The organism is Streptomyces poriticola (assembly GCF_036689765.1).
Taxonomy (GTDB): domain Bacteria; phylum Actinomycetota; class Actinomycetes; order Streptomycetales; family Streptomycetaceae; genus Streptomyces; species Streptomyces poriticola.
The window spans coordinates 19,775-41,143 of sequence record NZ_JBAGKH010000043.1 but is presented as its reverse complement, the minus strand read 5'-3'; the positions used below and the strand labels follow the sequence as shown (position 1 = coordinate 41,143).

Below are 21,369 nucleotides of genomic sequence, written 5' to 3'. Positions count from 1 at the left end.
CGACGAGGTCCCCTCGGAGGTACCCGACGACGTACCGGTGGAGGTCCCCTCCGAGACACCCACCGACGCACCCTCGCTCGTGCCGGACGTGGTGCCTTCGGTCGCGCCGCCCTCTGCGCCGGCCTCGATGCCGATGCCGAGGCCCCCCTCGCCGGCCTCCGCGGTCACGCCGATCTCGAGTGCCGAAGCGGCACCCGCGGCGGTCAGCGAGGCGCCGGCGGCGATCACCGCGCCGGCCGCTATGCGCGCGACACGGATCCGCGTCTTCTTCGTCATGTAGTTGCTACCCCCAGTAGCCGAATAGTCGATGAGGCGGCGTTCGGGGCCGTGATCGACGGGAGTAGACGCTCTGAAGCCAAGCCCCCCGGTTCACATGCGCCCCAGAAATACGCATGCCGCGCTTCACCCTTCCGATTTTTGACAGCAACGTCAAGGCCATTGCGTACGCGATGTCCGAGTACGAGACGTATGCCGGACACGGAAGGGCGTGAGTGTGATGTAAAACCCAGACATCACCGGCAAACGAAAGGCAACTGCCGCCGGAAGGGCGGCAGTTGCCTTGTCGACAAAGCGGCGATCAGTCGCCGCCCGGTCTCCTCCGTTACTTCTCCTGCTGCTTGCGCCAGCGAATCCCGGCCTCGAGGAAGGCGTCGATCTCGCCGTTGAACACGGCCTCGGGGTTGCCGACTTCGTGCTCGGTCCGCAGGTCCTTGACCATCTGGTACGGGTGCAGCACGTAGGAACGCATCTGGTTGCCCCACGAGTTGCCGCCGTCGCCCTTGAGGGCGTCCATCTTGGCCTGCTCCTCCTGGCGGCGCCGCTCCAGCAGCTTGGCCTGGAGGACGTTCATGGCCGTGGCGCGGTTCTGGATCTGGGAACGCTCGTTCTGGCAGGAGACGACGATGCCGGTGGGGATGTGGGTGATGCGCACCGCGGAGTCCGTGGTGTTCACGCCCTGGCCGCCCGGGCCGGAGGACCGGTAGACGTCGACGCGGAGGTCGGACTCGTCGATCTCGACGTGGTCGGACTGCTCGACGACGGGGAGCACCTCGACGCCGGCGAAGGACGTCTGGCGGCGGCCCTGGTTGTCGAACGGGGAGATGCGCACCAGGCGGTGCGTGCCCTGCTCCACGGAGAGGGTGCCGTAGGCGTACGGCACCTGCACGGCGAAGGTGGTCGACTTGATGCCGGCCTCTTCCGCGTACGACGTCTCGTAGACCTCGGTCTTGTAGCCGTGCTGCTCCGCCCAGCGCAGGTACATGCGCTGGAGGCGCTCCGCGAAGTCCGCGGCGTCGACGCCGCCGGCCTCGGCGCGGATGTTGACGACCGCCTCACGGGCGTCGTACTCACCGCTGAGGAGGGTGCGGACCTCCATCTCGTCCAGCGCCTTGCGGACGGCCGTCAGCTCGGACTCGGCCTCGGCCCGGGTGTCCGGGTCGTCCTCCTCCTCGGCCATCTCGAACAGCACTTCGAGATCGTCGATCCTGCCGCGCAGCGCCTCGGCCTTCCGCACCTCGGCCTGGAGGTGGGAGAGCCGACTGGTGATCTTCTGCGCCTCGTCCGGGTTGTCCCACAGGGACGGCGCGGCCGCCTGCTCCTCGAGCACGGCGATGTCTGCCCTCATCCGGTCGAGGTCCAGAACGGCCTCGATCGACTCCATGGTCGAGGAGAGGGACTTGAGCTCTTCGGATACATCGACGACTGCCACGCATCCAGCGTAACGGCTCCGCCGGGCGGTCCACGCCGGGCGGGCACCGGATACGCCCCGGCTCAGGGCGTGGCGGGCGCCGAGTGCTTCGTGTCCTGCGGGTTCGCGTCGGCGTCGTCACCGGACGTGGCCAGCCAGGCACCGACACCGACCACGGCCGCGAGGGCCAGTGCCCCGGCGCTCAGCGCCACCCGGCGGCGCCGGACGGCGGCCCGGTTGCGGGCCGAGCCGGGGCGGGGGGCGCCGCTGGCGCGGGGGGCGCGTGCGGTGCCGCGGGCGCCGCCGGCCAGTTCGTCGGGGGCGGGGACGCGCATCGAGGTGTGCGTGTCCCGGTTGGAGCCGGCGGGCCTGGCGCCGGGCACCAGCGGGATCGCTCCCCGGCGGCGTACGGGCTCGCCGGACCGCGCGGGACCGGGGCCCGGTTCCGGCTCCTCGGCGGCGCCGGGGGCGTCCTCGGGCTGCTCGGCGCCGGGCTCGTCCACGTCCAGCGGGGGCATCCCGGCCAGCAGCGGCAGCAGCTCGCGCAGCCGGGCGGCCAGCTCCGGGGCGCGCAGCCGGGAGGCCGGGGCCTTGGCCAGGCACTGCACCAGCAGCTGCCACAGCTCGTCCGGGATGCCCGGGAGCGGGACGACGGTCTCGGTGACATGGCGGCGCAGGACGGCGCCGGGGTGGCCGCCGCCGAACGGGGTGAAGCCCGCCAGCAGCTCGTACAGGACGGTGGCGAGCGCGTAGATGTCCACGGACGCGCGCGGCGGCAGGCCCTCGACGATCTCGGGGGCCAGGTAGTCGGGCGTGCCGATGATCTTGGAGGCGCGGGTGCGGCGCGGGGTGTCGATGAGCTTGGCCACACCGAAGTCGGTCAGGAGTGCGCGGTGCGAGCCGCCGGGGCCGAGCGGACCCTGCATGTCCAGCAGCACGTTCTCCGGCTTGACGTCGCGGTGGACGACGCCGGCGGCGTGCGCGGCGGCCAGTCCGTCGGCGACGTCGGCCACGATCGCCGCCGCGGACTCGGGGGCCAGGCGCCGCTCCCGGTCCAGGCGGGTGCGCAGGTCGGTGCCGCGGACCAGGTCCATGACGAGCGCGAGGTCGTTGCCGTCCACGACCAGATCGCGCACGGAGACTACGTGCGGGTGCTCCAGGCCGAGCAGCGCGGTCCGTTCCTGTACGAAGCGTCCGACGAGCTCCTGGTCGGACGCCAGGTCCTCACGCAGCAGCTTGATCGCGACGGGACCCTCCGGCCCCTCGCCCAGCCACACCGTGCCGGCACTGCCCCGTCCCAGGATCTGGTGGGCGGCGTACCGGCTGCCGATCTTCCGTGCCAAGACTGCTCCTACCGACGCGTGTTGCCGCCGCTGCGTCTTTCCGGGGCCGCAGCCCCGGATCCTCGGCCGGCAAACCCGAACCCCCGGGCGACAAAGCTACGCGCCCCGGAAGCCAACCTTGGCCGCGGAGGCGGAAATCACCCGCTGGATGTCGACAAATCGCCAGGCCGGCCGGTCATGGCCCGGCTCGCGGGGAGCGGTCGGAAGCCGACGGTCGGTGGCCGGTATCCCTGAGGGAGCGAACGGCCCTCAGCCCGTGCCCGTTCCGGTGTCCGTGCCCGTGCCGCCGGAGGTTCCGGAGTCGCCGGCGCCCAGGTCCTGGATCCAGCCGGTGACATCGCCGAACCAGTCACTGAGCTGGGCCCAGTAGCCCTTGCCGGTGCCGATCCAGTCCTGGAGCGGGCTGAGCTCCCACACCAGCCAGCCGGCCACGAACAGGACGACCAGCGTGACCAGGCATCCCTTGAGGCAGCCGAGGCCGGGGATGCGCATGGGGTTGGCGCTGCGCCGGCGCGGCTCGCGCGGCTCGCGGGCGGGACGCCGGGGCTCGGGAGCGGGCGGCGGGGCGTACCGCTGCGGCGGGTCGGCCCTGCGCTGGGGCTGCTGCGGCTGGGGCGGCGGCTGCTGGGGCGCGTACGGCTGCTGCGGCCGGCCCTGCTGCGGATAGCCGTAGCCCTGCGGCGGCTGGGGTGCGCCCTGCGGCGGCTGCTGCGGGCGGGCCACCTGGCGCTGCGGGCGGCGGCGCAGCGGGTCCTGGGACGGGTCCAGGTACTGGACCTGCGTCTGTTCGTTGCGGTCGCGGGCGGCGCGCAGCTGGTTCTGCCAGGGGTGCGGGTCCTCGGGCCCGGCACCCTGGTTCGGCTGACCGGGTCCCCCGGGGTGACCGGGACGGCCGGGCGCCCCCTGCGGCATCGGCGGCATGACGGCGGTGGGGTCGGCGGCACCGGCCGGGCCGCCGGTGTGCGGCAGTACGCTGGTCGCGGCGTTGGGGTCGTACGATCCCGCGCCCTGCGGCAGCACCTGGGTGGGGTCGGCAGCACCGGGCGTGCCGGGCACCTGGGCGGGCGCCGGGTCGGGGGCGAGCAGCATCCCGACGTTCTCGGCGGCGCCGATCTGCGCGGAGTTCGCGTGCACGCCGATGCCCTCGGCGACGACGCGCAGGCCCCGGGCGAGGTTCTCGGCACTGGGCCGTTCGTCCGGGTTCTTGCGCAGGCAGCGCTCGATGACCGTCCAGAGCGGGTCGGGGACCGTGGACGGGCGGCGCGGCTCGGCGCTGAGGTGCTGGTGGAGGACCTCGAGGGCGGAGCCTCCGGAGAACGGCGGACGGCCGGTGACCAGTTCGTACAGCAGGATGCCGGCGCCGTAGACGTCGACGGCGGAGGTCTGCGGACGGCCCTCGGCGGACTCGGGCGCGACGTACGCGGGCGTGCCGACGAACTCGTGGGTCCGGGTGAGGCCGGGCGAGTCGGCGAGCCGGGCGATGCCGAAGTCGGTGAGCAGCGGGTGCATCTCGCCGCCGTCCTGCCGGAGCAGGACGTTGGCCGGCTTGAGGTCGCGGTGGACGACGCCGTCGGTGTGGCTGGCGGCCAGCGCGTCGGCGATCTGCGCGGTGAGCAGCGCGGCGGCGACCGGTGTGAAAGGGCCGTTCTCACGCAGGTAGCGGTGCAGGTCGGGACCCTCGATCAGGTCCATGACCAGGGCCAGCAGATCGCCCTCGACCACCAGGTCGCGGACCCGGACGATGTTGGGGTGGGTCAGCCGGAGCAGCACGGAGCGCTCGCGCAGGAACCGCATCACGACGTCGGAGTCGCTCGCGAGCTCCTCCTTGAGGACCTTGATCGCGACGGTCTCGCCGGGCTGTCCGGGTACGGCCGCCTCGGCACCCGCGGTCTCTCGCTGGCGGGCTCGCCAGACGGTCCCCGTGGCGCCGCGTCCGAGCGGCTCCTCGAGGAGGTACTTGCTGCCTACCGGCCGCACGTCATGCGCTCCCTGTTGCTCGGGGTTGCTTGCTGGCAATTCCGACCCACTGTAATGCCGCCGTGCGCGGCACCGGGCTGTCCTGTTCCTGTGGCCCCCCGGTTGATCTTTCCGCAGCGCCCGGCATTCCGCTTCCGGCGCATGTTCGAAGGAAAGACGCTCGACCCGGTCCGTTGGTTGCCGGGGGCGAACGTGACCGATCTCAAGCGGCGCTCAAACGATCAATGACACGGCACTGGTCAGGCAATTTTCCGGGCAGAGCCGACCAATCAAGATCATTTGACGGCGGGCGGGCGGCACGCTGTCAGTGGCAGGTGCGAGGATGCGTGGAGTACTGGCAGACGTGCTCGTGTGGCGGTGGGGGAAGTGATGCAGATCCGGCTGACCGTCGTGGACGCGCTGGGCCCGTCCTCCCCCTCGGCGCCGGACCGCGCCGCGCGCCGCGACCTCCTGGTCACCGCCCCGGCCGGCACGGCCCTGGCGGCGGTGGCCTCCGCGCTGGCATCGGCTCTCCCCGGCGGCGACAGCACCGGTTCCGGTTCCGCGGTGCTGTACGCCGGCGGCCAGCGGCTCGACGCCCAGCGCTGCACCCTGGGCGAGCCCCCGCTGGTCGACGGTGCCGTGCTGACGCTGGGCGCCCCGGGCGAGCCGGAGCCGCACCCCGAGGCGGCCGGCATCCCCGCCCAGCTCCACGTCGTCGCCGGCCCCGACGCGGGCGGCGTCCATCTGCTGCACGGCGGCCAGATCCGGCTCGGCCGCTCCGCCGAGGCCGACGTCGCGCTCGACGACCCGGACGTCTCCCGGGTCCACTGCACGGTGACGCTGGCCGCCGACGGCCGGATCTCGGTCGCCGACCTCGGCTCCACCAACGGCACCACGCTGGACGGCGCCGCCGTGGGCACCCGCCCGGTGCGGTTCGTGCCGGGCTCCCTGCTGCGGATCGGCGAGTCCGCGCTGCGGCTGGTGCCGGGCCGAGCGGCCGAGCGGGTGACGACCACGCCGGACGGAGAGGGGCAGGTGCGCGTACCGGGGCCGTCCACCCGGGTGACGGAGGCCTCCGACGGGAGCGGGGCGTCCGGGGGAGGCGAGGCGCCCGGGGCGGCACACGCCCGTGCGGATCACCGCGGCGCGGACCGCGCACCCCACGCCCAGGACCCCCAAGAAGTCCAAGATCCTCAGGAGACCCGAGAGCCCCGAGATCCCCGGGAGGCCGACGGGACCCCGCATGCCTACGGCAGCGCCGGCTGGGGCGCCTCCGACGCCTCCCCCGGTGCCAGGGGGCACGGCGCGCCCCGCACCCCCCTGGTGCCCGGCCAGGCCGGCGCCCCGCCGGTCGAGAGCCGCAGCGCCCCGGACGCACCGGGGCTCCCGACGCCCCGCGCCGGGGACGCGCCCCCGCCGAACGATGCGACGCCCGCGCCCACACACCATGACGAGCACGAGCACGGGCACGGACGTTCCGAGCAAGCCGAGCAGTCCGCCGTCGGCACCCGCGGCGGACGCAAGGGCACACCGGTGCGCGGCACCGACGCACCGCAGGGCGTGCGCAGGCGCGGCGGGCTGACGGCGTGGGCGCGGCGGCTGGCCGGCGGGCGGGGTGAGCCGGGCGCGACCGGGCGGACGCCGTACGAGGAGGCCGCCGACCGGCCCGAGGAGGCCCCGGCCGGCACACCCCCCGTACCGGAGACCTGGCCGGACCCGGCGGCGCTGCTGCTGACCGCGCTGGGGCCCGGACCGCGGCTGTGGGAGCGCGGGTCCGGGCATCCGGAGGCGCTCACCGTGCGGCTCGGCACCGCCGACCGGGTCGCGCCGGGCGGGGCGGTGCCGCTGCCCGCGGTGCCGGTGACCGCCGGGCTGCGTGAGGCCGGGGCGCTCGGGCTGGCGGGACCGCGCGAGCGGCTGGCCGGGCTGGCGCGCGCGGTGCTGGCCCAGCTCGCCGCGCTGCACTCGCCCGATGTGCTGGAGATCGTGCTGATCAGCGCGGACCGCGCCCGTCCGCTCGAGGAGCGCACCGCCGAATGGTCCTGGCTGGGCTGGCTGCCCCAGGTGCGCCCGGGACACGGCCAGGACTGCCGGCTGCTGCTCGCGTACGACCGGGAGCAGGCCGCGGCCCGTGCCCAGGAGCTGCTGCGCCGGCTGGAGGACCATCTGACGGACGCCCGATCCGGCAGGCCCCGCCCGCCTGCACCCGCCCCGGCCGCTCCCGCACCCGCGGGCCCGGGCACCGCACCCGCCCCGGCCGAGCCGCCGGGGGCCGCGCCCGCCCCGGCCGGGACGACCGGGGCCGTCCGGCGGCCCTCCTGGGCGCGGGCCGACGGGGAGGCCGACGAGCCGGCCGGTTTCCCGGGCCCGTACACGGTGCTCGTGGTGGACGGCGACCCCGGCGGCGCCACCGTGCGCGAAGCGGTGGCGCGGCTGGCCGTGGAGGGACCGCGGGCCGGCATCCATGTCGTGTGCCTCGCCGAGACCGCACCCGCCTCCCCCGCCTCCCCGGTGTCAGAGACGTACGAGGCGGCCTGTGCGGCCTCCCCGGTCTTCCGGGAGTGCGGTGCCGTCGCGCTGCTCAGCGGGGACGTGGCGACGGCCCTGCGGCTGCTCCGGGTGGCCCGCGCCGGAGTCTCCGGCGCCGGGGACCCGGCAGCGGCCCGGTCCGGTCCGGTGGGCCACGGCACCCTGGGCACGGCGGACGCCGTCTCGCCGCCCTGGGCCGAGCGGTTCGCCCGGGCCCTGGCGCCCCTCCGCACGGAGGGCACCGGCGGCGAGCGGCCTGCGCGCGTGTCCGCACCGCTGCCGCAGGCGGCCCGGCTCCTCGACGAACTGGGCCTGGCCCGGGCCACCCCGGCGTCCCTGATGGCACGGTGGGCGGACGCGGCCGACGACACCGCGGCCCTCGGCGGCCGGGTGCACGGCGTACTGGGCGCCGGACCCCGTGGCCCGGTCGGCGTGGACCTCGCTGCCGAGGGACCGCATCTGCTGGTCGAGGGGCCGCCCGGAAGCGGCCGTACCGAGCTGCTGCGCGCCCTCGTCGCCTCGCTCGCCTCCGCCGAGCGCCCCGACCGCCTGGGCATCGTGCTGATCGACGGCCGGGACGGGACGGGCACGGGCGGCGCATCCGGCGAGGGCCTGCGCGGCTGCCTGGACGTCCCGCACGTCACCACCCATCTCACGGCCAACGACCCGGTGCGCATGAGGGAGTTCGCCCAGTCCCTCAGCGCCGAGCTGAAGCGGCGCGCGGAGCTGCTCGGGCGGTCCGGCTTCACCGAGTGGCACACCGGCCGCGAGGTGCAGGACCGCATGGTCGCCCAGCGCTCCACCCGCACCACGACCGACCTCACCGGCCCCCCTGCGGAGCCGTCCGCCGAACCCGCGGCAGCCTCCCCCGGAGCCACGCCCGCCCCCGGGCCGCATCCCGCACCCGCGGCGCCGCACCCCGGCGCCGGGGATCTGGACACGCCGCCCAGTTCGACCCTGCGGCTGCGGCCGGGCGGGGCCCGGCGGCGGGAGCAGTCCGCGCCGCCGCTCGCGCGGCTGGTGGTGGTGGTCGACGACCTGGATGCGCTCGTCACCCCGGCCCTCGGTGCCCCGGGCCGACCCGCGGCCGGCTCCGTGATGCGGGCGCTGGAGACGGTGGCGCGCGAGGGCGAGCGGCTCGGCGTGCACCTGGTCGCGGCGGCCGGACCCGGCGGCCGTACGGCGCAGACCGAGCCCGCGCGCAGGGCTGCGCTGCGGGTCACGCTGGACGCGCCGGTGCCCGGACCGGACGAACCGGCGCCGGGACGCGGGCGATTGACCGGACCGGACGGGCAGGTGACACCGTTTCAGGCGGGCCGGGTCACGGGCCGGATCCCCCGCACCGCGACGCTGCGTCCGACGGTCGTTCCGCTCGAGTGGCACCGCATGGGCGACCCGCCGGCCAGACGCCCCGTCCGGGAGCTGGGCAACGGCCCGACGGACCTGGCGCTGCTGGCCAGTGCGCTGGAGCGGGCGGCCCGCGAGGTCGCGGCCGCCCGGGTGCCGTCGCTGCTCTGACGCGGGTCCGCCAAGGGCTTCGGCCAGGCCGCCCCGACCGTGGTCACGAGGGGGTCACGATAGCCCGCTCGGCAAGGGACGCGCTCTTGCCGCCCCTGACCCCCCGGGCGTACACCAGAGCGCACGGGACAGCGCCGGACGTTCGACGAGGAACGAAGAACGGGGCATTGATGGGGACCACGAGGAGCACCATCGGCACACGCAGGACCGTCAGGAAGACCACGAGACTCGCAGCCGCCCTCACCGCCGGAGCACTGTCGCTGGCGCTCACCGCCTGCGGCGGTGACGACGACGGCGACAGCGGCGGCAGCGGCGGCCAGGGCGGCGGCGACCCGCAGACCGGGTCCGCCGTCACCCTCCCCAGGCTGGACGGCGAGAGCCTGGAGGTCGCCGCCGTGTGGACCGGCGCGGAGCAGGAGAACTTCAAGAAGGTCCTCGAAGAGTTCGAGGAACGCACCGGCGCCGAGGTGACCTTCGTGCCCGCCCAGGACCCGATCATCAACTTCCTCGGCTCGAAGATCGCGGGCGGCGCCCCGCCGGACGTGGTGATGCTGCCGCAACCCGGCGCCGTCAGGCAGGCCGTGGACAAGGGCTGGGCCAAGCCTCTGGGCGCCGAGGCGCTCAAGGAGCTAGGCGAGAACTACTCGCAGGGCTGGCAGGACATCGGCGCGGTCGACGGCACGAGGTACGGCGTCTACTACAAGGCCGCCAACAAGTCGCTGATCTGGTACAACGCGCAGGTCTTCGAGAACGCCGGGGTGTCCGAGCCGAAGACCTGGGACGAACTGCTCCGCACCGCCCGGACCGTGTACGACTCCGGTGTCACCCCGTTCTCGGTCGGCGGCGCGGACGGCTGGACCCTGACCGACTGGTTCGAGAACGTCTATCTCTCGCAGGCCGGCCCGGAGAAGTACGACCAGTTGGCCAGGCACGAGATCAAGTGGACCGACCCGTCGGTGACCAAGGCGCTGACCACCCTCGCCGAGATCTGGGGCAAGGAGGACTACGTCGCGGGCGGCGCGTCCGGCGCACTGCAGACGGAGTTCCCGGCGTCGGTCACGCAGACCTTCACCGGCGGCGCCCAGCCGAAGGCCGGCATGGTCTACGAGGGTGACTTCGTGCAGGTCAACATCGCCGAGACGGAGGCGAAGGTCGGCGAGGACGCCAAGGCGTTCCCGTTCCCCGCGGTCGGGAGCACGGCGCCGGTGGTCTCCGGCGGCGACGCTGCGGTGATCCTGGAGGACTCGAAGGCGGCGCAGGCGCTGGCCACCTGGCTGGCCTCCCCGGACGCGGCGACCATCCAGGCGAGGCTCGGCGGCTATCTGTCGCCGAACAGGAACGTGGACCCGTCGGCCTACCCCAACGACGTGCAGCGGGGCATCGCCGAGGCGCTGGTCGCGGCGGGCGACGACTTCCGCTTCGACATGTCCGACCAGGCCCCGCAGGCCTTCGGCGGCACGCCCGGCAAGGGCGAGTGGAAGGCGCTGCAGGACTTCCTGAAGAACCCGGAGGACGTCGAGGGCACCCAGCGGCAGCTGGAGACCGACGCGGCCGCCGCGTACGGGAACTGACGCCATGCCGCCGGCCACCGCGGCGGGGGCCGCACCGGCCCCCGCCGCAGCCCCGTCGCGCAAGAGCGTGACCGGCACCCGCAGGACCGTGGCGGCGCTGTTCCTGCTGCCCGCCCTGGTGCTGCTCGGCGCGCTCGTGGTCTACCCGATCGGGTACTCGCTCGTCCGCAGCTTCTACGACCAGTCCGGCGACGGTTTCGCCGGATTCGACAACTACCAGGCGCTGTTCACGGACGACGGCATCCGCACCGCGCTGAAGAACAACGTCGTCTGGGTGGTGTTCGCGCCGACCGTGGCCACCGCGCTCGGTCTGGTCTTCGCGGTGCTCACCGAGCGGGTGCGCTGGGGCACGGCGTTCAAGCTGGTCGTCTTCATGCCGATGGCGATCTCGATGCTGGCGGCCGGCATCATCTTCCGGCTGGTGTACGACCAGGACCCGGACAAGGGTGTGGCGAACGCCGTGTGGGTCGGGGTGCACGACACGTTCGCCGAGGCGTCGGCGTTCCCGAAGGCGCACCCGGGCCGCGAGTCGCCGCTGCAGGCCGCCGGCGGCGGCGCGTTCGTCACCCGGGAGCCGGTGCGCACCGGCGAGCCGGTGGTGCTGCCGCTGGTCGGTGTCGCCCCCGACCGGATGCCGGGCGACGCGAGGGCGGCCGTGGCGCCGCGGGCCGAGCCGGGGAAAATCACCGGCACCACCTGGCAGGACTTCACCCGCGGCAAGGGCGTCGGCGAGCTCAACGGCGTCGACGGCTCCGAGCTGGGCTACGCCGGGATGCGGATCGAGGCGGTGAAGGACGGCAGGGTGGTCGCCACGACGACGGCCGCCGGCGACGGCACGTTCACGCTGCCCGCCGCGGCCGACGGGGCGCTGCTGCGGCTGCCCGGCGACAACTTCCGGGAGGCGTACAACGGACTGAACTGGCTCGGCCCGTCGCTGGTGACACCGGCGATCATCGGGGCGTACGTGTGGATGTGGGCGGGCTTCGCGATGGTGCTGATCGCCGCGGGGCTCGCGGGCGTGCCCCGGGAGCTGCTGGAGGCGGCCCGGGTCGACGGCGCCAACGAGTGGCAGGTGTTCAGACGGGTCACGGTCCCGCTGCTCGCGCCGGTCCTGGCGGTCGTCGTCGTCACCCTCATGATCAATGTACTGAAGATCTTCGACCTGGTCTTCATCATCGCGCCCGGTTCGTCACAGGACGACGCGAACGTGCTGGCGCTGGAGCTCTACCGCAAGGGCTTCGCCGCGGACCAGCCGGGCGTGGCCAGTGCCATCGCGGTGTTCCTGCTGCTGCTGGTGATCCCGGTGATGTGGTTCAACATCCGCAGGCTCAGGCGGGAGGTGCGGCGATGACCGCGGAGGCGGGCTCTGTCACCGAGGCGCGGCCGTCGCCGCCGCCCGCCGCGCCGGCCGCGCCGAAGCGGCCGCTGGGCGCGCGGCTCGCCGAGGGCGTCAGCGGCGGACTGGTCCGGGTCTTCCTGATCGTGGTGGGCCTGTTCTGGCTGGTGCCGACCATCGGTCTGCTGCTGTCCTCGCTGCGTACCCCCCGGGAGATGGCGGCGAGCGGCTGGTGGGAGGTCCTCACCGAGCCCTCCCAGCTCACCTTCGAGAGCTACGACGAGCTGCTGGGCAACAGCGACATCACGGGTTCGCTGCTCAACACGGTGCTGATCACCGTCCCGGCGACGGTGCTGGTGGTCGTCATCGGCTCGCTGGCGGGGTACGCGTTCGCCTGGATGGAGTTCCCGGGCCGCGACTGGTGGTTCCTCGGCGTGGTCGGGCTGCTGGTGGTGCCGGTGCAGGTGGCGCTGATCCCGATCGCCGAACTGTTCGGCACCGTCGGGCTCTTCGGATCGATGCTCGGGGTGATCCTGTTCCACGTCGGCTTCGGGCTGCCGTTCGCGGTGTTCCTGCTGCGGAACTTCTTCGCGGAGATCCCCCGGGAGCTGCTGGAGGCGGCCCGGCTGGACGGCGCCGGTGAACTCCGGCTGTTCGCCCGCGTCGTGCTCCCGCTGGGCGGCCCGGCCATCGCCAGTCTGGGCATCTTCCAGTTCCTGTGGGTGTGGAACGACATGCTGGTCGCGCTGATCTTCTCGGACTCCGGGAGCCAGCCGATCACGGTCGCCCTGCAGACGCAGGTGCGGCAGTTCGGCAACAACATCGACGTGCTCGCGCCCGGCGCCTTCATCTCCATGGTGATCCCGCTGGCCGTGTTCTTCGCGTTCCAGCGGCAGTTCGTGTCCGGGGTGATGGCGGGCGCGGTGAAGTAGACCGGCGTGCGCGCCCAGGGCGCGCCGCACCCGAGCGCCTGTGCACGCCCGGCGCGCACGGCGCACGTAACGCTCGCAGGGGGCGGACCGGCAACCGGCCCGCCCTCGTCCGTTCACCCGTGGTCCCCCGAATGCCGTAGGCACCGTAACCACGTCACTCCATTGGCCGTTCCCGGGCCGAACGCCCGCGCCGACCCATGGATGTCCCCGTGCCCCGGTTCAGTGTCATCGTCCCCGCGTACCGGGTCCAGGCGTATCTGCACGCGTGCCTGGACTCGGTGCTGTCCCAGTCGTACCCGGACCTGGAGCTGATCGCCGTGGACGACGGCTCCCCCGACGCCTGCGGCGCGATCATCGACGAGGTGGCGGCCCGCGACCCGCGGGTACGCCCGGTCCATCTGTCCGAGAACACCGGCCTGGGCCCGGCCCGCAACACCGGGATGGCCCGAGCCACCGGCGACTACCTGCTCTTCCTGGACGGTGACGACACCCTCGCCCCCGGTGCGCTGGCGGCGGTCGCGGACCGGCTGAAGGAGACCGGTGACCCGGACGTGCTGGTCTACGACTACGTCCGCACGTACGAGACCGGCGAGACCGTGCGCAACCGGGCCGCCGCCCGGCTCGGCGAGGACGGTCCCGCCCCGTTCCGGCTGGCGGACCGGCCGGAGCTGCTGGACCTGCTGATGGTGGCCTGGAACAAGGCCTGCCGCCGGGACTTCGTGGCCCGCACGGGCCTGGCCTTCCCGCCCGGCTACTACGAGGACACCCCCTGGACCTACCCGCTGCTGCTGACGGCGGACTCGATCGCCACCCTGGACCGGGTCTGCGTGCACTACCGGCAGCGCCGGCGGGGCAGCATCCTGGGCACGCCCGACGCACGGCACCTCGATGTCTTCGCGCAGTACGACCGGGTGTTCGCGTTCCTGGAGTCCGTGCCGGACGCGGACCGCTGGCGACCGGTGCTGTTCCGCCGCATGCTCGACCACCTGGCGACCGTCTACGCCCGGCGCGACCGCCTGCCGCCCGGTATGCGCGCCGAGTTCCTGCGCCGGGCCCGCGCCCACTGCCGCCGCCACCGCGTCCCCGGCCGGCTCCGCGCCCTGCGCAGCCTCCGCGACGTCCGCGGCCTCCGTGGTGTCCGGGGCGTCCGCGTCCCGCCCCGGACCCGGGTGCGGCACGCCCTGATCCGGCTGGGCCTGCGCCGCACCTACGGCGCCCTGCGGCTGGCGTCGGCCCTGGCCCGCCACACCCGCGGACGGGCCGTACGGCTGCTGCGCATCACGCGGAGCGGCGCCCTGCGGCTGCACTACCGCCTCCAGCGGCTGCTCCCGGTGCGCGCCGACCGCGCCCTGTTCGCCGCCCACGCCGGCGGCCGGGCCCACGGTGGCAACCCGGGCGCGCTGGAGCAGGCGTTCCGCGCCGTCGCCCCGCACATCCGCACCGCGTGGGCCGCGGGCCCCGCCCTGCGGCACACCGTCCCGCCGGGCCCGCGCCGGGTGACGCCCGGGTCGGCCGCCTACTTCACCGAGCTGGCCCGCGCCAAGTACCTGGTGCACGACGCCGGCTTCGACCCCCGGCTGGTCAAGCGCCGCGGCCAGGTGCTGGTCCAGACCCTCGCGGGGACGCCGCTGCGGTACGCGGGCCTGGACCTCCGTGAGCGCCCCGCCGCCGCCCCGGAGCCGGACCCGGCCGGGACGCTGCGGGCGGTCGGCACCTGGGACTACGTCGTCTCGGCCAACCGCCACTCCACCCTGACCTGGGAGCGCGTCTACCCCGGCGGCTACACCGTCCTGGAGGAGGGCCAGCCGCGCACCGACGCCCTGCACACGGCGTCCGCGGCGGACGTGGCACGGCTGCGTGAGGTGCTCGGCGTCCCCGAGGACGCGGTCGCGGTCCTGTACGCGCCGGTCCGCCGCGGCTACCGACGGGTCCAGCGTCCCGGCCTGGACCTGGAGTACGTGCTGCGCCGTCTCGGACCGGGGTTCGTGGTGCTGGCCCGTGTCCCCCTCCCGGACGGTGTGCGGCCCGTGCCCGGCTCGCCCGCGTCGGGGCGGGTCGTCGACGTCACCGGCCACCCGAGCGTGGCGTCGCTGTGCCTGGCCTCGGACGCGCTGGTCACCGACTTCGCGTCGCTGATGTTCGACTACGCGGGCCTGGACCGGCCGATCGTGCTGCACGCCCATGAGCCGGAGGCGTTCGAGGCGGTCCACGGCAGCTATCCCGACCTGCGCGCCTGCCCGCCGGGCGCGGTGGCGCGCAGTGAGGACGAGCTGATCGACATCTTCGCCACCGGCCACTGGCGCGGCTCCCGCTCGGCGCAGCTCAGATCGGCGTTCCGGGCCCGGTTCTGCCCGTACGACGACGGGCACGCCGCGGAGCGCGTGGCGCGCCGGGTGGTGTTCGGGGAGCGCGATCTGCCGCCGGTGGTGCCGCTGGAGGAGCGCCGCCCGGTGCCGTCCGCGGTCGCCCGCCGGTACCCGTCGGCCGTGCTTCCCGGACCGGTGGGCCCGCGCACCGTCACCCCGAGCCGCTGACCGCCGTTTCCCAGGGAGGCCCCTTGCTGCGCAGCTCCTCGCGGCCCACACCGACCCGGCCGCCCGCCCGGCGGCCGACGGGGCGGCCCGGCCGCCACCGCGCCGGCTGAGGGCCGACGGCAGGCAGACGACAGGAAGACAACGGAAAGAGCAGAATGCCCCGCTTCAGCATCATCGTCCCGTCCCATGGGGTCGCGGGCCGGCTGTCCCAGGCGCTGGACTCGGTCCTCGCCCAGTCCTTCGGCGACTTCGAGCTGATCCCGGTGTGCGACGCCCCGGACTGCTCCGCGGCACACGCCGTCGCCGCCCGTACGGAGCGGGACTCCCGGGTGGTGCCCGTGCACTCGCCGCCGGCGGCCGGTCTGTCCGGGGCGCGCAACACGGGGATGCGGGCGGCCACCGGCACGTATCTGCTGTTCCTCGACGGCGACGACGTCCTGGTCCCGGGTGCGCTGGCGGCACTGGACGCCCGGCTGGCCGAGACCGGCGACGTCGACGTGCTCTACTTCGCCCACGAGCGCGCCCCCTGGTGGGAGGGCGAGCCCACCGAGCCGGCCACGCCGGTGCTCGACGGCGCCCCGGACGGCGCGTTCCCCCCGGACCGCGCCCCCCAGCTGACCGGGGTGCGCCTGCCGGCCTGGAGCGCCGCGCACCGCCGCGCGTTCCTCACCGAGCACGAACTGCACTTCCCCGACGGACACTTCACCGACGTGGGCTTCGGCGGTCTGGTCGCGGCGGGCGCCGCCCGCATGGCGGTGCTGCACGACATCGTCGTACGGCATCAGGTGCGGCGGCAGGGCAACCGGCTGAATCTGCCCGGCGAGCACCACGGCGAACTGCTGGACCAGGCCGAGCTGCTGCTCACCCACACCGCCACGGCCGAGTTGTCCGAGCCGCGGCGCAGCGCGCTGTTCGAGCAGCTCTTCGCGGCGGTCCTGAAGACGGCCACGCATCCGCGCCGGCTGCCGCCCCGGCACCGCCGCGCCTTCTTCCGCCGGGCGAGTGCGCTGTACCAGCGGCACCGCCCCGCAGGATTCCGGCCGCCGGGCGGCAGCCTCGGGGCCCAGCACCGGCTGCTGGCGGCCGGAACGTACCCGGCGTTCCGTGCGCTGCGCGGCGCCACCCGGGCGGCGGCCCGGGCGATCGGGGCGCTGCCGCGCCCGCGCGGGCTGCGTACCCGCCTGCTGTACCGGCGGCAGCTGCGCCGCCCGCTGGATGCGAACCTCGCCGTGTACTGCGCCTACTGGGGCCGCGGCTATGCCTGCAACCCGGCCGCGATCCACGCCAAGGCCCGCGAGCTCGCCCCGCACCTGCGGTCGGTGTTCCTGGTCGAGGCGGACCAGGCGCACACCGTGCCGGACGGCGTCGACCACGCCGTGATCGGCAGCAGGCGCTACTGGGAAGTGCTGGCCCGCGCCAAGTATCTGGTCAACAACGCCAACTTCGCGGAGGGCGTGGTCAAGCGCCCCGGCAGTGTGCACCTCCAGACCCAGCACGGCACCCCGCTGAAGACGATGGGCGTGGACCAGTCGACGTACCCGGTGGTCGCGGCGGCCACCGGCAGCTTCACCAGGCTGCTGGGCCGGGTGGACCGCTGGGACTACAACATCTCCGCCAACTCCCACTCCACCCGCACCTGGGAGCGCGCCTTCCCGGGCTCCTACGAGCATCTGGAGTACGGCTATCCGCGCAACGACGTGTACTACACGGCGACCGCGGGCGACGTCGCCCGCATCCGGCGCGACCTGGGCGTCCCCGAGGGGGCGACGGCGGTGCTGTACGCGCCCACGCACCGCGACCACCGGACCGGCTTCGACACCGGCGGCCTCGACCTGGAGGCGTTCTGCGCGGCGGCCGGGGAGGACGTGGTGGTGCTGCTGCGCGCCCACTACTTCTACGACCGGGGCACCGGCCGGGACACCGGCCGGATCATCGACGTGACCGCGCGCCGCTCCGCGGAGGAGGTGTGCCTGGCCGCCGACGCGCTGGTCACCGACTACTCCTCGATCATGTTCGACTACGCCAACCTGGACCGGCCGATCGTCGTGTACGCCGACGACTGGGACGTCTACCGGGAGACCCGGGGCGTCTGCTTCGACCTGATGGCGGCACCGCCCGGTCCGGTGGCGCACACCCCGGAGGAGCTGGCGCGGATCTTCCGCGACGGCTCGTACGCGGACGCGGGGTCGGCGGCGCTGCGCGCGGCGTTCCGGGAGCGGTTCTGCGAGTTCGACGACGGCCGGGCCGCCGAGCGCGTGGTGCGCAGGGTGCTGCTCGGCGAGCCGCCCGAGGCGCTGCCGCCCGTGATCCCGCTCGCCGAGCGCGTTCCGGCCCCCGCCGCCACCCTGGTAAGGAGCTGACCCGAGTGCCCCGCTTCAGCGTCATCGTGCCCTGCTTCAAGGTGCAGGGATTTCTCGCCGAGTGCCTCGACTCGGTGCTGCAGCAGTCCTACCGGGACATCGAGGTGATCGCCGTCGACGACTGCTCGCCGGACGGCTGCGGTGCGATCCTGGGGGAGTACGCGGCCGGCGACGACCGGGTGCGGGTGGTGAGCCTGCCGGAGAACGTCGGGCTGGGCCGCGCCCGCAACGCCGGGATGGCGCAGGCCACCGGCGACTACCTGTTCTTCCTGGACAGCGACGACACCCTCACGCCGGGCGCGCTGCGCGCGACGGCCGACCGGCTGGCCGAGGCGGACGACCCGGACGTACTGGTCTTCGACTACGCCCGCACCTACTGGTGGGGCGGCACCCGCCGCAACGTCCTGGCACGGGTGCTGACCGAGGCCGGCCCCGGCACCTTCACCGCCGCCGAGCACCCGGAGATCCTCGAACTGCTGATGGTCGTGTGGAACAAGGTCTACCGGCGCGACTTCGTCGAACGGGAGGGCTTCAGCTTCCCGCCCGGCTACTACGAGGACACGCCCTGGACCTTCCCGGTGATGCTCACCGCCCGGCGGATCGCCGTACTGGACCGGATCTGCCTGTACTACCGGCAGCGCCGGCAGGGCAACATCCTGTCCACCACCAGCCGAAAGCACTTCGACATCCACGAGCAGTACGAGCGGGTCTTCGCGTTCGTCGAAGCCCGGCCGGAGCTGGCCGCCTGGCGGCCGTTCCTGCACACCAAGATGGGCGAGCACTGCCTGGACATCCTCGGCAAGCCGGACCGGCTGCCGCCCGGCGACAAGGGCGAGTTCTTCCGTCGCACCGCCCAGCTGCTGCGCAGCCACCGGCCGGAGGGCGCCCGCATCCCGGCCGAACTGCGGGTGCTGGAGCGGGGCTATGCCGCCTACCGCCTGCGGCACCAGGCGGGCCGCGCCGGGCGGGAGCTGCGCCGCAGGGCGCACAAGGCGCGCGAGGCGGCGGCCGGGCGGCTGACGCGCGCCGGGGCGGCGGTGCGTCCGCGCCGCCCGCTGGATCCGCAGCTCGTCGTGTACTCGGCGTTCTCGCACCGCGGCGTGCTCGGCGACCCGGCGGCGATCCACCGCGCGGCGCGCGAGATCGCCCCGCAGCTGCGCGGGGTGTGGGTGGTCCGCGACGAGGAGACGGCTGCACAGCTGCCGCCGGACACCGAGCATGTGCTGCTGGGCAGCGCGGAGTACCGCCGGGTGACCGAGCGGGCCGCTTTCCTCGTCAACAACGTCAACTGGCCGGGCACCGTGGCCAAACGGCCCGGCAGCGTGCACATCCACACCCACCAGGGCACTCCGCTGAAGTACATGGGCGCCGACCTGCTCGGCAGGCCCGGCGCCCGGCACGGCCTGGACGTGCCCGGGATGCTGCGCCGCGCCGACCGCTGGGACTACAGCCTGGTCGCCAACCGGCACTCGGAGCTGGTGTGGGAGCGGGCCTATCCCTGCCACTTCACCTCGGTGCGCACCGGCAGCCCCCGCAACGACGTACTGGTCGGCGCCGGTCCGGGGGACGGGGCCGGCTTCCGGCAGCGGCACGGCATCCCGGAGGACCACACCGTGGTGCTGTACGCGCCGACCCGCCGCGACTACCGGCGCGGCGGCCACGTGGACCGCATCGACCCGGCCCGCCTGGCCCGGGACCTGGGCGGCGGCCACACCCTCGTCGTCCGGCTGCACCCGTCCCTGGCCACCGGTCCCGCGCGCGGCCTGGGCCTGGCCGAGCTGCACCGGCGGGGCGTGCTGGTCGACGCCACGGACGAACCGCACGTCGAGGAGGTGATGCTGGCCTCGGACGCCCTGGTCACCGACTACTCCGCCCTGATGTTCGACTACGCCTGCCTGGACCGGCCGATCGTGGTGCACGCCGACGACTGGGGCGCGTACGCGGCGAGCCGGGGCGCCTACTTCGACATCACCGCCGAGGCACCGGGCCATGTGGCGCGCTCCTACCGGGAGCTGGCCTGGCTGTTCGCCTCGGGGGCGTGGCGGGACGAGGAGGCGGCGCGGCTGCGGTCCGACTTCCGGGACCGGTTCTGCGAGTTCGACGACGGCCGGGCCGCCGAGCGGGTGGTGCGGACGCTGATGCTGGGCGAGGAGATGCCGCCGGCCACCCGGGTGCCGGGCGCCCGCGCCGTCCCGGCCGACCGCGATCTGCTGGCCCCGTCGTGAGACCGCGCACCTGGGTGCTGGTCCTGGCCGCGGTGTTCGCCCTGTTCCAGCTCGCGAACGTCACCGGCCGGGACACCCCCGACACCAAGAACTACCTGGCGTACGCGCTGAGTCTGACCGGCGAGAGCAAGCGGGAGGCCGCGGCGGCCGTCATCGACCACTTCTGTGCGAGCCGGGCGGCGCGGGCGCGCCGCGACCAGAGCGTGCACGTGGTCCGCTTCCACCGGCCCGATCCGACGGACCGGGTGACGGCCGACTGCCGCGAGGAGCAGTGGCGGCTGGTCGAGACGCGGCTCGCGGACGGTCAGACCGCCGGGCGGACGGTGCCGTTCATGCCGGAGCGGTTCATGCAGATCTTCGAGGTGCGGCCCGGCTATCCGGTGCTGCTGGCGCCGTTCGTCGCGGTGCTGGGCGTGACCTGGGGGGTGTGGGCGGTGAGCGTCCTCGTCGCGGTCGCGGGCGGGGTGCTGGTCTTCCTGATCCTGCGCACCCTGTCGGTTGCGGTGCCGCTCGCGCTGACCGGGCAGGCCCTGTACTACGTGCTGCCGTGCGGGACGACCGCCATGCGCCCGATGACCGAGGGCCTGATGATGGCGCTGACGCTGGCGGCGGTGTGGGGCTGCGCGCTGGTGCTGCGGGGGCGGCGGGTGCGGGCCGGGGTGGCCCTGGTGGGCGGTGCGCTGGTGGTGCTGTTCACGGTGAAGCACTCCCAGTCGCTGTTCCTCGGGGTGTGCCTGGGGGTGGCGGGCACGGTGCTCGCGCTGCGGCGGCGCGGGCGTGGGCGTCCGGCGGGCCCGGGCGTGTGGGCGGTCGCGGGGACGGGGCTCGCGGTGGCGGTGGGCACGCTGCTGCTGGCGCGGCTGCTGCACTACCCGTCGATGTCCGAGAGCGTGCAGGATCTGCTCACCGATCACTTCGACCGGCCGGACCGGGAGCGGCCGTGGCGGGAGTTCTGGCAGCTGCAGGGCAACTTCTGGCTGGAGTGGCTGCGTCGGCAGCTGGGGGAGCCGGTGCTGGTGGCCGCACTGGCGGCGGGGGCGTGGGGCGCGGTGCGGCGGCCGGCGTTCGGCGGGTTTCTGATCGCGGCGGCGTGCACCGGGTTCCTCACCCAGGCCGGGCACCCGGACATCAACATCTGGGGTGAGCGGCTGATCGTCCTGGTCTGGCTGCTGCCGGTGGTGGGGGTGCCGCTGCTGCTCGAGGCGGTGGTGCGGGGCGGCCCGGCCGACCGCTCACCGGTGGCGGCTCCGTACCCGACCACTGCCGGGCAATCACTGAGCAGCAATCGCTGACCGCCGATCGCTGACCGCCGATCGCTGATCACTGAGCACTGAGCACTGAGCACTGAGCACTGAGCACCCGATGATCACTCGAT

At 74.4% G+C, this 21,369-nt stretch carries 11 protein-coding genes and 1 pseudogene; 8 read left to right on the top strand and 4 right to left on the bottom strand.

Annotation, left to right across the window (positions count from 1 at the left end):
• The 4 genes and pseudogenes from V5O46_RS29725 to V5O46_RS29710 all read right to left on the bottom strand — a co-directional run.
• Positions 1–276 (bottom strand): annotated as a pseudogene (locus V5O46_RS29725) (hypothetical protein); the annotation flags it as partial.
• A 325-nt stretch (positions 277–601) separates the two neighbouring features.
• The gene (prfB, locus tag V5O46_RS29720; protein WP_332887824.1) at positions 602–1,708 is read right to left on the bottom strand and encodes a peptide chain release factor 2; all 1,107 of its coding nucleotides are present in this window, start codon (positions 1,706–1,708) and stop codon (positions 602–604) included.
• Between the two features lie 62 nt (positions 1,709–1,770).
• A complete protein-coding gene (locus V5O46_RS29715) occupies positions 1,771–3,030 on the bottom strand; it encodes a serine/threonine-protein kinase (protein ID WP_332887823.1) in 1,260 nt (419 codons plus the stop codon).
• 249 nt (positions 3,031–3,279) lie between these two features.
• On the bottom strand, positions 3,280–5,007 hold the full coding sequence (locus tag V5O46_RS29710) for a serine/threonine-protein kinase (protein ID WP_332887822.1): 1,728 nt from the start codon (positions 5,005–5,007) through the stop codon (positions 3,280–3,282).
• Positions 5,008–5,376: 369 nt separating this feature from the next.
• Between V5O46_RS29710 and V5O46_RS29705 the strand changes: the two genes are divergently transcribed.
• The 8 genes from V5O46_RS29705 to V5O46_RS29670 all read left to right on the top strand — a co-directional run bounded on the left by V5O46_RS29705 (position 5,377) and on the right by V5O46_RS29670 (position 21,286).
• The gene (locus V5O46_RS29705) at positions 5,377–9,036 is read left to right on the top strand and encodes an FHA domain-containing protein (RefSeq protein WP_332887825.1); all 3,660 of its coding nucleotides are present in this window, start codon (positions 5,377–5,379) and stop codon (positions 9,034–9,036) included.
• Between the two features lie 170 nt (positions 9,037–9,206).
• Positions 9,207–10,607, top strand: coding sequence for an ABC transporter substrate-binding protein (locus tag V5O46_RS29700; protein WP_332887821.1), 1,401 nt, complete (start codon positions 9,207–9,209; stop codon positions 10,605–10,607).
• A gap of 4 nt (positions 10,608–10,611) precedes the next feature.
• Positions 10,612–11,958, top strand: a complete 1,347-nt coding sequence (locus tag V5O46_RS29695; RefSeq protein ID WP_332887820.1) for a carbohydrate ABC transporter permease — start codon at positions 10,612–10,614, stop codon at positions 11,956–11,958.
• Positions 11,955–12,875 carry a carbohydrate ABC transporter permease gene (locus V5O46_RS29690; RefSeq protein WP_332887819.1) on the top strand — a complete coding sequence of 307 codons (921 nt, stop codon included), beginning with the start codon at positions 11,955–11,957 and terminating at the stop codon, positions 12,873–12,875. Before V5O46_RS29695 ends, V5O46_RS29690 begins: the two co-directional genes overlap by 4 nt.
• A 209-nt stretch (positions 12,876–13,084) precedes the next feature.
• Complete coding sequence (locus tag V5O46_RS29685) at positions 13,085–15,409, top strand: bifunctional glycosyltransferase/CDP-glycerol:glycerophosphate glycerophosphotransferase (RefSeq protein ID WP_332887818.1); 2,325 nt, start codon at positions 13,085–13,087, stop codon at positions 15,407–15,409.
• A gap of 155 nt (positions 15,410–15,564) precedes the next feature.
• Positions 15,565–17,769, top strand: coding sequence for a bifunctional glycosyltransferase/CDP-glycerol:glycerophosphate glycerophosphotransferase (locus V5O46_RS29680; protein WP_332887817.1), 2,205 nt, complete (start codon positions 15,565–15,567; stop codon positions 17,767–17,769).
• Positions 17,770–17,774: 5 nt separating this feature from the next.
• Complete coding sequence (locus V5O46_RS29675) at positions 17,775–19,994, top strand: bifunctional glycosyltransferase/CDP-glycerol:glycerophosphate glycerophosphotransferase (protein WP_332887816.1); 2,220 nt, start codon at positions 17,775–17,777, stop codon at positions 19,992–19,994.
• Entirely contained in the window at positions 19,991–21,286 is a 1,296-nt protein-coding gene (locus tag V5O46_RS29670) for a hypothetical protein (protein WP_332887815.1), read from the top strand. The genes V5O46_RS29675 and V5O46_RS29670 overlap by 4 nt, the downstream gene beginning before the upstream one ends.
• Positions 21,287–21,369 lie beyond the last annotated feature (83 nt).